The sequence below is a fragment of the Rhodovibrio sodomensis genome, from assembly GCF_016583645.1.
GTDB lineage: Bacteria > Pseudomonadota > Alphaproteobacteria > Kiloniellales > Rhodovibrionaceae > Rhodovibrio > Rhodovibrio sodomensis.
The window spans coordinates 1-12038 of record NZ_NRRL01000136.1; the positions used below are offsets into that span (position 1 = coordinate 1).

Sequence of the window (12038 nt, forward strand, 5' to 3'; positions counted from 1 at the left end):
AAACTTCCGGCGGGCGTGGGCCAGACAGTAGGCGAGCGTGATCGGCAGGGCCTCACGGTCGGCCAGCTGGCCGTAACCCTGATAGCCATCGACTTGCAGGATGCCGGTAAAGCTCTTGAGGTGCTCGACCATGTGCCGGGCCTTGCGGTCCTCGGCGTAGAGGTAGGCGACCGCCGGCGGTGCGGGCCCCGACCACAATCGGTCGTCGATCGCGTAGGCCCAGAACCGGCCGGTCTTGGTCCGGCCCGTGCCGGGGGCCAGCACCGGCAGCGGGGTGTCGTCGCAATACACCCGCTGCTGGGCGAGCACCGCCTTGAGCAGACATTCGTGGAGCGGCCGCAGCCACCAGGCCGCCCGCGCCATCCAGGTCGCCAGCGTGGAGCGGTCGATGATTATGCCCTGGCCGGCCAGCATCTTGGCCTGCCGATAGAGCGGCAGGTGCCAGGCCCACCTCCCGACCGCGATCTGGGCGATCAGGGTGTAGGTCGCGTAGCCGCCCTCGACCGGCTGCTCGGGCGCGGGTGCCTGCACGACCGCGGAACTGCAGGTGCGGCAACCGTAGTAGGCGCGGTGGATGCACAGGACCCGATAGCCACCAGGTCCCCCGCCCTAGAGGCTGACGCGCCTGCGGTGAGCTGCTCGACACCAGAAAAAAACAGCGGGTGGCGCACGACACTGAGTGACGGTCGCGAGTGCGCCAGGGTTCCCGTGAACGCCGGACGAAAGCGGCCATCCAGCCGGTCACCCCGCCTGCCCGAGCGCGGAATAGCTAGGCCATTCCAGCGCCTTACTGCGCGTCGAATGCGGCCGGAGATCCGGACACGCGGCCTCGCTACTGCGGAGCAACGTCGGTCTCTGGCCGGGCTTCCCGGATCGATCTCCATCCGATGAACAGACCGACCACGGTGCCAACCGTATTGGCCACGACGGCAACCTGGGCCAGGTCGACGCCATTGCGCTGCAGGAGGCCGGCGACGCCCACCAATCCGAAGGCGCCGACGACGGCCGCGAGCGCGTACGCGACGATCAGGTAGTTCGCGCGCTTCAGGATCTGGCTCGTGAGGTAGATGCCGACCGTCCCGCCGATCATGCCCTGCAGCAGCGGCGGGAACCAGCTCAGCGCGATCTCTCCGAACAGCCCGCCGGACAGCCAGTTGAGCACGCCGCCCTCGAACATCGGCCCAACGAACAGCAGGTAGAGCATCTTGGCGAGCTCACCCACAAACAGGCCAACGATGCAGAGCACGAACGCGACCGGGATCGCGCCCGCCGTCTGAGCGTGTGTTGGACCCGCCATGACATCCTCCTCGCGCGCTGCCGCGGGTCACAGACCAACCGAGATGATGTTCACGATCAAGCCCCCCCCGACTCCCCGAAAGCCCGCGCCCGGTGGACGCGGCACATCAGCTCCGCTAGTTGTCGCGATCTGGGTGTGTTCAGGCAACGAGGGCCGCATGCGCTTCAAGAACCCACAAAACGGCTATATCGAGGAGGCGACGACCGGGATTTCCTGGCTGTGGGTCCTGCTGTGGGCGCCGATCTATTACGCCGCCAAAGGGATCTGGCCGCATGCCGTCGTGAGCCTGCTGCTCGCCCTCGTGATCGGCGCACCCACGTTCGGGGCGGGCAGCCTCCTGGTCGGCCTTGGCTACGCCTTCTTCAACAAGACAGTCGTGCGCAACCATTACCTCAAGAACGGCTGGGTCCAGGTCGATGGTTAGCTTAACGCTCCCTCGTGCGGTCAGCACAAGATGAGTCGGGACCACGACGACGGCTCCCCTGCCCTCAGCGGCCGAGCCCAAGCGCTCGCCCGAGCGCGCCATGCAGGAACGCTCGTGGCCGAGCCCCTGGCAGGGTCGTTGCGCGACATCGAAGAGGCCGATGCCCTTCGCGAGGCGGCCGAGGCCGCACTCGACTGGCGTCCCGTGGGCCACAAGATCGGCGCCACCAGCCGTGCGATCCAGACGCGCCTCGGCGCCGCCGGCCCTTTTCATTCCGCCCTGTTCGCAGAGCGCACCTTTGCAAGCGGCGCGCAACTCGACCTTCCAGAGGGCGCTCTCGGGATCGAGTGCGAGATTGCCGTGAAGATCGAGGAGACGCCAGCGCGCCCGCCCGAGACACTCGACCAGGCCGCGCGCCTCGTCGCCTCCGTCCACCCGGCGATCGAACTCGTCGGCGTCCGCATGCCAGACGGCCTGCGGCCGGACGTCCGCGCCTGCATTGCCGATTTCGGGCTTTCGGTGACGTTCGTGTTCGGCACCGACGTGGATCCTGCGGCGTTGCCCGACCTGGCAGCCCTGCCCGTCACTGCAACGGTCAACGGTCAGCAGCGCGCATCCGGGACCGGGGCGGAGGTGCTGGGGCACCCGCTCAATGCGATCATTTATCTCTCCCAAGCGCTCGCCCGGGAGGGGCGTCAGCTGCAGGGCGGTAGCTGGGTGACGACCGGCACCTGTGTTGGCATTGTGCCGGTTCGCCCCGGCGATCTCGTCACCGGCTGGTTCGGACCCCTCGGGACCCTCGAGGCACGCTTTCGCTGACCGCCGGCGATGGAGGGGCGGGCTTTCGGCTGCGCCAGGTCGCCGATCCGCGGCCGCCACCACATCCCCCTCGAATTTGCCACTTCGAGGGGGCCTTGCGCCGATGATCCCGGACACCTGGCGCCATAATCAGTGCGCGAAATACGGCATGGTGGAGCTGCTGCCCACCAGCTGGGTCGCGCAGTTCCGCAACCCGCGGGTCACTCAGCACACCGATGGCGGCGCCAACGACGCCATCGTCGACATGGACACCTTCTGGGACATCCTGCAGCGCGACGGCATGCGCGATCCGATCCTCCTCAGGGTCTGCATGGAGACTGGCTACGGCCGCCTGGAAGCCGGCAACCACCGATGCTGGATCGCGGAACAGAAGGGTCTTCCCTGGCTGCCATGCATCGTGCAGCTCGGTGTCGGCCCGATCCAAAATATCGGGAATGGCGAGCACGTCTTCGACATGCTGAAAGAGCTGCGACTCCCACTGAGCCGGGCGTGGCCGTTTGACGTGCTCGTGGCACCCAGTGCGGTGTTCAAGACGGCGGCCGCACTGCGCACGGAGGCACGCATGCCCGATACGATCAGCGCGGCGGCCGGCGCCCCTGCCTAGCCCTTATCCTCGACCCGAACCCAGACCGCGGCAACCGGCGCCGAGAGATCACGCGGACCGAGGGCGTCGTCCGGCAGCTCGCGGCCGGCATGGTCATGGATCGCGCGCACAACACCCGCAAGACCGCCCCCCTCCAGCAGCGCGCGCGTGCGGTCTGGACGTACCAGCCCGAAACCGCCCCAGATCCGCGCCAACCCCGGGCTCGCCAGAACGAGCTCGGTCATCGGCTCGAGCTTCCGGATCACGATCGCCGGCCCACCGTCGCTGCGCCCGCTGATGAGCTCGACCACGTCGGTCGGCCGGTGCACCAGAACCTGATGGCCCTGCATCACGGTGACGTGTCCGGCAAGGCCGTCGAGCGCGACCCACGCGAAGCCGAGATCGGTCGGCGGAGCCGCGTGCAGCACCACCTCGCGCTGCGTTGGCTCGCTCAGTACCAGCTGCTCGTCGCCATCGACGTACTGATCCAGAATCGATAGTACCGCCATCAGGCCGATACCCGCCCGCGGAGATAGCCGGCCGCGTAGAACGGCAGGATGAAGGTCAGCGCGCCGAGATCGCTGAAAGCCAGCTTGTGAGAGGGCTGAGGCGCTCTGCCCTCCCCAGCCCGGTCACGGCCCTGGGCGAACACGCGCCGGGCCAGCCAGCGGTAACGGATTCGCTCCGGCTGGATCTCGTGCCAGACAAGCGCGGACCCGACGTAACGCACGCGCTGGCCGCGCGCCGCCAGGCGCCGGCACAGGTCGGTCTCCTCGCCGCCGCGCAGGGTCCCGCCAGCCCGGCCCCGGCCATCTTCGAAGTAGGCCTCGCCCCCCAGCCGCGACCGCCGCACGGCGTAACACCCCACGACCTTCCCGACATCCAGGCTTTCCGGACCGAAATCCAGCAGGCTGTACATCTCCTGGACCAGCCGACTGCGTGCAACCGCAAGCGGCCGCGCCGCCCAGCGCGGCAGGATCCGGCTGCCGGCGATCGCCACATCCGGCTCCGCCAGCGCCGCGATCAGCTCGCCAGCCCACAGCGGGTCGGGCGAGCAGTCCGTGTCGCAGTACAGCAGCAGGTCCGTCTCACAGAGCTGCAGAGCGCGGTTCCGGGCCTCCGAGATGCCGCACGGGGCGATCGGCGCGTAGACGAAACGCACCTCCGGCTCCTGCAGGGCCTCGATCTTGGTGCGGACGACCGCGCTATCCTGCTGGTCCAGAACCAGCACAGTGAGCCGCACGCCCGACTGTCGCGCCAGATGCCTCAGGGTGTTGACCAACAGCCAGTCGGGCTCGCGCGACCGCGTGATCGCGACCGTAGCAGGTTCGGCGGACATATCGCGTCTCCACAAGGAACAACCGAACCTGAAATAGGTCCGACGGGCGAGAACCGAACTCCCGGAGACCGTTTTGACCGTACTCCGGTTGTGAAGTACGTTCCGGTCAACGGAGGTGTACCTTGCCGAAGACCCCATACCGGCACCCGCGCACGAACGCTGCAGCCGCCTACTTCGACGGACGCAAGCTGCACTGGTTCGGCATCCTTGTTGGAGAGGTCGAAACCTCGGATCCCGACCTGATCCGGATCTTCGGCGATGACCGGCCGCGCAAGCGCCCGGCCAAGCACCGCCTGCTGAAAGCGTTCGGCCAGCGCCGCTATCACGTCCTGCCGGCAGATGGCGAACGCCTCACGATCTACGAGATCGGCGAGCCGATCGACCACGCCGAGGTCGATCAAGACGGATACCCGGTCTACCAGGGGCAGATCTATGACGACCTGGGAGGGCTGATCGACGCGCTGAACGGCCGCGAAATCGCCCTTCCCAGCATCCCCCGCACCCGCGCCGCGACCTCGCGATCCGCGCAAGACACACAGATACCCGAGGTCCGTCTCGAACCGGACGACCTCGGCGGCTACCGCGCTCTCCTGGTCGACGGGCACTGGCGGGCCGATCTTGAGATGATGCCGAACGGTGAGCTCTTCCTCAGTGCGGGGCTCGGGAAAGGCCGGCAGTTCCCCGATGCGGAGCGGCTGCTGCGCTGGGTGCGCCGGATGTTCGATCCCGGCAACCAGCCGGGCGATCAGCTCAGATAAGCCTTTTCCATGGTATCGGCGGCCACCCGCTCCCAGGAGAACCGCTCGGACAGTGTTTCGCGCGCGCGCCCGACGAGGTCCGCGCGCTCGACCTCCGTCCAGCCAGCCAGGTGCTCGATCTTAGCGGCCCAGCTCCGCGCGCACCCGCTTGGCAGCAGAAAGCCGGTCTCCCCATCGATCACGGCGTCGGTGATCCCCTCGATCGCGCTCGCCACCAGAACCCCGCCGGCGGCCGCCGCCTCCAGAGCGGCCAAACCGAACCCCTCGACGTCGGTGCCGTTGCCCGCGACGTTCGGCATCACCACCGCGATCGCCTCACGGCGCAGTCGCTGCAGCTGGCCATCGGGCACCCGGCCCAGCAGGTCGACACGGGGATGACTGCCGAGCTCTACGGCATCCGCTTGCGACCACACCGTACCGGCAACCTTGAAACGGACGTCCGCCGGCAGACGATCCAGGACCTCACGAACGAACCACACCGCACCTTTCCGGGGCACGATCCGGCCCACGAACAGGACAAAGGGTTCCGCCGGCCGGGCCTCCGGCGCGCGTTCCGGCAGCCGCACACCGAGCGGCACCAGATGGATGCGGGAAAGGCCCGCCTCTTCTGCGAGACCCGCGGTATGCCGGGAGTTCGCGACCACCGCGTCGGCGACCGGCCAGTGTGCCTCCAGCCAGCGGGCGACTCGCATATAGGCACGGTAGAGAGCCGCAGGCCCGCCGTCCCGGCTTCCGAAAATCAGATCCAGCCCGTGCACGCTCACAACTCGGCGGCCCCGTCCAGCGATCAGCTTGTGCCAGACGAGCAGCGGGTAGAGTACGAAGTCCCCGACGTGCACGACGTCGAAGCCGCGGCGATGCCGGGCGATCAGGGTCAGGGCGGAGAGGAAGAACCGTAGCAGCGCTGTCGCGGCCGGCGGCCGGCCGTCCGCGCGACCCTCGAGGGCCAGCACCTCGAGATCCACCTGGTCGCCTAGCGCACGCGCCAGCTCGTGCGAGTAGGTCTCCATGCCGCCGACGGCCGGCGGCCACTTGCGGGTTATGAACAGGACGCGCGGCATCGTGAGGGTTCCCGGGTGCGGTGAGCCCTCTTGAGATGAGTCCGTAGTTCGTGTTCGGAATACGCTTGCGGTGCATTTCAAACTGACCGATTCGGTCGAGGCGACGTCACCCGCGGGAGTGTCTCGATGGGCAGTCCGATTCTGGGTCGGTACGAGGGCGAGGCCGTGATCGCGGGCGGCCGGGTTCACCGGGTGACCAAGGTCTACGGACCGTCCAGCTGCTACCTGCAGCCACACGACGGCCCCGGCATGGAGGTCACGCAGCACGCCTGGAAGCTCGTCGACCGGCAGAACGACGTCTGGGTCTGCCTGTCGGGGGTCGACAGCGAACCGGAAGCCGGCAAGGTCAAGCTGCGGGTCTACTCCTCCCGGCCGAAGTCCGAGATGCCGATCCTCCGGGAGGAGCTCTGGGACGAGGACGTGAACGGCCCGATCCAGCCGCGCCGGACGTTCCGCATCGACCGGCCACCGAAGGGTTTCGACCCCTCGCAGGATCTCGCCAAGGGCAGCGCCAACTCCGGTAAGGGCGGCTAGTCCCCAGCCAGGCAGTCAGCCCTGCATGGCCGCATACGCGGCCGCCTCGTTGCCTTCGCCGTAGTTGCGCCGGCCGGCGTCCATATGTGGCGCGCGTCAGGACAGCGTCTTAACGGCCCGCTGCACCGGGGCGGCCCTGGCTGGCCACTCGCATCTGTCCGGCGCGCATCGAATCCCAGCACCCAAGCAAATTCGACCGTATTCGCGCGCGTCGGTGAGCCCGACAACCGAAAAGAGACCCATCTCCGGGACACCACAGCACCATGGGTCCCGTCATGTCCGATCAGCCGCGCGTCAGCGTCATCGTCCCGGCCTACAATCGAGCGTCCACGATCGAGCGCACACTCGACAGCGTGCTGGCGCAGACGCACACGAACCTGCAGCTGATCGTGGTCGACGACGCCTCCACCGATGCGACCGTCGAGCGGGCCCGGCTGGTGGGCCAGGAGTTCCCGCTGACGCTGATCGAGCAGCCGTGCAACGGCGGCGCGTGCCGGGCCCGCAACGCCGGGCTCGCGGCCGCGGACGGCGACTTCGTGGCCTTTCTCGACAGCGACGATACCTGGGATCCGCGCTTCCTGGAGGTGCTGCTGGCGCGGTTCGCCGACGCCGGCCCGGAGGTCGGCTGCGCGGTCGCTAGCTATCGGATCTACGGCGACGACGGGCGGGTCAAAGGCGAGCTGATCCAGGGGGCCGAGGGCGACATCTCGCAGGAGATGCTGCGCAAGAACCTGATCGGGGCCACCTCCTGCGCCCTGATCCGCACCGAGGTCATGCGCGCCATCGGCGGCTTCGACGCGGCCTATCCGGCCTGCCAGGACTACGACCTGTTCATCCGCCTATCCCAGGCGACCCGCTTCACCTCGACCCCCGAGATTCTGTTCCTCTATCAGGACGTCGACGACCCCGGGCGGATCACGCGCAACCAGCGCAAGCGCCTGGCCGGGCACCTGCTGATCTACCGGCGCCACCTGCGTGCGCACCTCAAGGGCGACCGGCACGCGCGCGCCAACTACATGAACTACATCGGTGACATCCTGATGCGCATGGGCCGGCCGCGGGCCGCGCGGCGGATGTTCGTCGGCTACGCCTGGGTCTACAAGCGCAAGCTGCGCAACTACCCGCGGATCCTGATGGCGGCCGCGCGCGTCTCGCCGGCGCGCTACGCCGCGGGCATGGTGCTGATCAACCGCTTCTACCTGCTGCTGAAGCGCGTCCTCGGCCCGGGCCTGGCGCAGCGCCTCTAGTCATGGACAGTCGCGCGGACATGGCCGGCCGCACGGCGCGCGGCGGCGCCTGGGCGCTCGGCGGCCAGGCCGTCAAGTTTGCTGGGCGCATGGCGAGCGTGGCGATCCTCGCCCGCCTGCTCACGCCGGCCGACTTCGGCCTGGTGGCGATGGCCGCGCCGATCGTCGCGTTCGTCGGCCTGTTCAAAGACTTCGGTCTCTCCGCCGCCACCATCCAGCGGGACCGCATCACCCAGGATCAGCTGAGCGCGCTCTACTGGATCAACGTGCTGGCTGGGCTGCTTCTGAGTGCCGCAGCGACCGCGCTGGCCCCGGCTGTGGGCTGGTTCTACGGCGATCAGCGGCTGGTCGCGATCACAGCCGCGCTCGGCCTGTCTTTCGCGCTCTCAGGCCTGCAGGTGCAGCCCTCCGCGGTGCTGCGCCGCCAGCTCCGGCTGCGCCGCCTCACCGTGATCCAGGTCTCGGGCTATCTCATCGGGATCGCCGTTGCCGTCGTCAGCGCCCACAGCGGGGCCGGCGCCTGGGCGCTCGTCTACGGCACGCTGGCAGGCGACCTGGCGAGCGCGCTGCTGCTCACTGCTGGCGCCGGCTGGCGTCCCGGCCGACCGGCGCGCTGCCAAGGCCTCGGCCAGTTGCTCGGCTTTGGCGGCCACGTCACGGCCTTCAACCTGATCAACTTCTTCCCGCGCAACCTGGACAACATCCTGGTCGGCCGGGTCTGGGGCGAGGGCGCGCTCGGCCTCTACAGCAAGGCCTACGAACTGCTGCTGCTTCCCGTGCGCCAGGTCAACGGGCCGATCACCCAGGCCGTGGTCCCGGCACTCTCCCGGCTCCGAGACGAGCCCGAGCGCTACCGCCGCTACTACGTCAAGTCGCTGCGGATGATCGTGACGCTGACCGCCCCCGCGATCGCGTTCCTGGTCGTCGCGATCGATCCGCTCGTGCGCATCGTGCTCGGGCCCCAGTGGCTGGACATGATTCCGATCTTCCAGGCGCTTGGTCCCGCGGCGCTGATCGGCACGTCCAACATCGCCACCGGCTGGGTCTTCGTCTCCTGGGGTCATGTGCGCCGGCAGGTCTGGCTTGGCCTGATCAGCGCGACGATTGTCTCGGCCGGCTTCCTGCTATCCGTGTCGCACGGGCCGGTGCAGATGGCCCTGACCTACAGCCTGATCGTGCTGGTGATCCGCTGGCCCCAGCTGATGCTCTGCTACCACGGCACCCCCGTTCGCCTGCGCGACTTCTTCGCGGCGACCGGCCGCCCAATGGCAACCGCCGTGCTCGCCAGCGCGCTCGTCTTTCTGGTCGGCCCACTCGCCACCACGCCCGCGATTGACCTCGCCGGCCGCGCGGGCGTGTTCGCCCTGGCCGCCCTGGCGTTCTGGATTGCCTTGCCGGGCGGCCTCGCCATGCTGCGCGAAATGACACGCGACCTGCGCCATCTCCGGGGGTCGGCTGCATGATCTTCTACACGCTCCCCGGCGACGAGTCAGTGGCGAACCCCGGCCGGCGCCTGGCTCTGCGGCGTGCACGCGAGCTCGGACCCGGTCAGCGCGATGCCTGGGTCACGGCGCTGCGCGCCCTCACTCGGCCGCGCCACCCACTATCCGGGCCAGCCACGCCCGCCCCTGTCTTCATCGTCGGTTGCGGGCGCTCCGGCAATACCCTGCTGCGGCGCCTGCTGAGCGCCTCCCCGGAGCTGCACATTCCCCCGGAGAGCTTCGTTCTCAAGAAAGTCGTCTGGGATTTCCTGCGCTATCCGGCCGCCAGCTGGCCGGAGCAGGTCCACCGCGCCATCGCGCACTTTCAGGCGCATCCCCACTTCCCGGAGTTCGGGCTCGAGCTCTGGGCGATCGAGGGAGCCCTCGCCGATCTGCCACCTGAGCGCCGCTCGCTCGCGGGGCTTCTCGACGCAATCTACCGCATCCACGCCGAGCGTCACGGCAAGCCCGGCGCGCGCTGGGGCGACAAGACCCCGATCAACACCTTCTGCCTGGAGGAGATCCGGGCGGTGTTTCCGGACGCGCGCTTCGTCGAGATGCTGCGCGACGGCGCGGACGCCGCGGCTTCGCTGGTCGCCGCCGGTCTGCAGCCGGACCTACGGGCGGCCGGACAGCGGTGGCTGGACGCGCGCCGGGCGGTCGCGCGGTACCGCGTGTCCGGCGGCCAGGTGCTCACGGTGCGCTACGAGGACCTGGTCCGGACGCCCGAGGCCGTACTCGCTCAGGTCTGCGACCACGTCGCCATCTCCTACTGCCCAGAGGCGATCGCGGAGACGGGCCACGTCGCCGCGATGGGAGATGTCCCCGCCCTGCCTCACCACGCCAACGTGGCGAGCCCGATCACCGCGGCCTCGATCGGCCGAGGTCGCGCGCAGATGTCCGCCCTGCAGCGCGCTCAGCTGGCGCCTCTGCTCGATAACGAGCTCGTGCGCGCCGGCTACGCTACCCTGTTTCCTTCCTGACAGCGAGGACCCTCGGATGCTCAAGAGCCCGATCCCGATCCGGCGTCCGCTGCGACGCGCGTTGCGCCGTCTCAAGCTGGGCGCGTCAGCCACCAGGCACACGCTGGTCGGGCGCCCGGAGGTCTGGCAGCTGAAGCGCGACTTCCAGATCGCCTTTCTGCGCGCTCAGGGTCTCGCCCCGGACGACCGGTTCCTCGACATCGGCTGCGGCACGTTGCGGGGCGGCATCCCGGTCATCGAGCACCTGCACGCCGGCCGGTACACCGGCCTCGAGGTGCGCGCCGAGGTGATCGCGGAGGCCTGGCGCGAGCTCGAGGCCGCCGGTCTCGAGCACAAGGACCCGCGCCTGATCCAGAACAGCGACTTCGACGCGCTCGGTCTCGATCATCGGGTCGATGTCGCCTGGGCTTTCTCGGTGCTCTTCCACATGACCGACGAGATCGCCGGGGCGGCGATCAGCTTCGTGGGCCGTCATCTCGCACCGCAGGGCCGGTGCTTCGCGAACGTCTGTCTGGGAGAGGCGCCCGACGGGAGTTGGCAGGGTTTCCCGGTCGTAACACGGCCTCTTCGTTTTTACGAACAGCTGGCCGAGACTGCAGGCCTGACGGTAACGCCGCTCGGCCGCCTGGATGAGCTCGGTCACCCCGCACACCTGCCAGACGCCAGCCAGGTCATGCTGGAGATGACGCCGCGGAAAGCCTGACCTCAGGCTGTCCAGCGCACCTGCTCCGTTGACCAGAAGTCCGCGTTGCCCCGGTAAACGTCACTTCCCGGGGCAAATCGGCACCCACCACGTCTCAGACGGTCTGCTCGCGCTCGCACAAAGAGAATTATGCGGACGCGACAACCACGGTTCCCGTCCAAAACCCACACTTTAAGCTGCACATGCACGTGGGTCAGCCGCTGTACACTTAGGTGGAGGTCGAAGTCACCTCACAACGTGACGTCTGGAACCACCACGACGTCGACGTCCGGGCCTCGGTCGAGTGACTGGCCCCGACCGGTCGAGTAATCCTCAACTCGATCCAGCCCACCGATCGGGCCGCCCTGGAACACCCGCACCCGCAAGGGCACCGACAAGGGTGGCCCGGAAACACTGTCCGTCTGCGCGATCTCTCCGGCACATAGCAACGGCACCCCGCCCGGACTGCAGCAGACACAACGCGCGCTCGACACTGACCGCGATGCCGCCCACAAGGAGGCGCCGCTCGCGTTGAGCCGCGAGCCGGCTCTCATCGGACGCGACCGCTTCGCCGCGCTCGCCGCCCTTTTCAACCAGGAGGCCTAACCCCCATTTTGCACGGAGGCAGGGCGGACCTCCCTTGAACCCGCGGATTCGTGCGGGTTATGGGCGCTGAGGCAATACACGAAATCAGCGTGGAGGTCCGCCCATGGCAGAGGGTAACCAAGAACAGCTGCGATTTCATCCCGTCAAGGGCTGCACGGTCCGGGCCGAGTTCAACGGCGGGGCCATGTCCTCGGACTTTGGCCCGATGCTGCTTCGGGGTGTCG

14 protein-coding genes are annotated in these 12038 nt (G+C 68.5%); 9 read left to right on the forward strand and 5 right to left on the reverse strand.

Features of this window, described 5'->3' with window-relative positions; genetic code table 11:
• A partial coding sequence (gene tnpC / locus CKO28_RS24185) for an IS66 family transposase (RefSeq protein ID WP_200343473.1) occupies positions 1-582 on the reverse strand: 582 nt, incomplete at its 3' end.
• A gap of 250 nt (positions 583-832) precedes the next feature.
• A complete protein-coding gene (locus CKO28_RS24190) occupies positions 833-1297 on the reverse strand; it encodes a hypothetical protein (RefSeq protein ID WP_200343460.1) in 465 nt (154 codons plus the stop codon).
• 157 nt (positions 1298-1454) lie between these two features.
• Between CKO28_RS24190 and CKO28_RS24195 the strand changes: the two genes are divergently transcribed.
• From CKO28_RS24195 to CKO28_RS24205, 3 genes are all read left to right on the forward strand, one after another.
• Positions 1455-1721: a hypothetical protein gene (locus tag CKO28_RS24195; RefSeq protein ID WP_200343461.1), complete on the forward strand. Its 267-nt coding sequence runs from the start codon at positions 1455-1457 to the stop codon at positions 1719-1721.
• 114 nt (positions 1722-1835) lie between these two features.
• Positions 1836-2540, forward strand: a complete 705-nt coding sequence (locus CKO28_RS24200; protein WP_200343462.1) for a fumarylacetoacetate hydrolase family protein — start codon at positions 1836-1838, stop codon at positions 2538-2540.
• 103 nt (positions 2541-2643) lie between these two features.
• Entirely contained in the window at positions 2644-3144 is a 501-nt protein-coding gene (locus CKO28_RS24205) for a hypothetical protein (RefSeq protein WP_200343463.1), read from the forward strand.
• Here CKO28_RS24205 and CKO28_RS24210 read toward each other — a convergent pair.
• Positions 3141-3632: a hypothetical protein gene (locus tag CKO28_RS24210; protein ID WP_200343464.1), complete on the reverse strand. Its 492-nt coding sequence runs from the start codon at positions 3630-3632 to the stop codon at positions 3141-3143. The genes CKO28_RS24205 and CKO28_RS24210 overlap by 4 nt on opposite strands.
• Positions 3632-4462 (reverse strand): glycosyltransferase family 2 protein, encoded by an 831-nt coding sequence (locus CKO28_RS24215; RefSeq protein ID WP_200343465.1) that lies wholly within the window; start codon positions 4460-4462, stop codon positions 3632-3634. Before CKO28_RS24215 ends, CKO28_RS24210 begins: the two co-directional genes overlap by 1 nt.
• 122 nt (positions 4463-4584) lie before the next feature.
• On the opposite strand from CKO28_RS24215, the gene CKO28_RS24220 reads away from it, so the two are divergent.
• Positions 4585-5220: a hypothetical protein gene (locus CKO28_RS24220; RefSeq protein ID WP_200343466.1), complete on the forward strand. Its 636-nt coding sequence runs from the start codon at positions 4585-4587 to the stop codon at positions 5218-5220.
• Here the strand turns inward: CKO28_RS24220 and CKO28_RS24225 are convergent.
• Positions 5208-6281: a glycosyltransferase family 4 protein gene (locus CKO28_RS24225; protein WP_200343467.1), complete on the reverse strand. Its 1074-nt coding sequence runs from the start codon at positions 6279-6281 to the stop codon at positions 5208-5210. The two genes, CKO28_RS24220 and CKO28_RS24225, sit on opposite strands and share 13 nt — an antisense overlap.
• Before the next feature lie 126 nt (positions 6282-6407).
• Here CKO28_RS24225 and CKO28_RS24230 point away from each other — a divergent pair, with 126 nt between their 5' ends.
• The 5 genes from CKO28_RS24230 to CKO28_RS24250 all read left to right on the forward strand — a co-directional run bounded on the left by CKO28_RS24230 (position 6408) and on the right by CKO28_RS24250 (position 11229).
• On the forward strand, positions 6408-6815 hold the full coding sequence (locus CKO28_RS24230) for a hypothetical protein (RefSeq protein WP_200343468.1): 408 nt from the start codon (positions 6408-6410) through the stop codon (positions 6813-6815).
• 275 nt (positions 6816-7090) lie between these two features.
• Positions 7091-8062, forward strand: coding sequence for a glycosyltransferase family 2 protein (locus CKO28_RS24235; protein ID WP_200343469.1), 972 nt, complete (start codon positions 7091-7093; stop codon positions 8060-8062).
• Positions 8063-8082: 20 nt separating this feature from the next.
• On the forward strand, positions 8083-9525 hold the full coding sequence (locus CKO28_RS24240; protein WP_200343470.1) for a lipopolysaccharide biosynthesis protein: 1443 nt from the start codon (positions 8083-8085) through the stop codon (positions 9523-9525).
• A complete protein-coding gene (locus CKO28_RS24245; protein WP_200343471.1) occupies positions 9522-10526 on the forward strand; it encodes a sulfotransferase family protein in 1005 nt (334 codons plus the stop codon). Before CKO28_RS24240 ends, CKO28_RS24245 begins: the two co-directional genes overlap by 4 nt.
• A 16-nt stretch (positions 10527-10542) precedes the next feature.
• Positions 10543-11229 (forward strand): class I SAM-dependent methyltransferase, encoded by a 687-nt coding sequence (locus CKO28_RS24250; protein ID WP_200343472.1) that lies wholly within the window; start codon positions 10543-10545, stop codon positions 11227-11229.
• Positions 11230-12038: the final 809 nt, after the last annotated feature.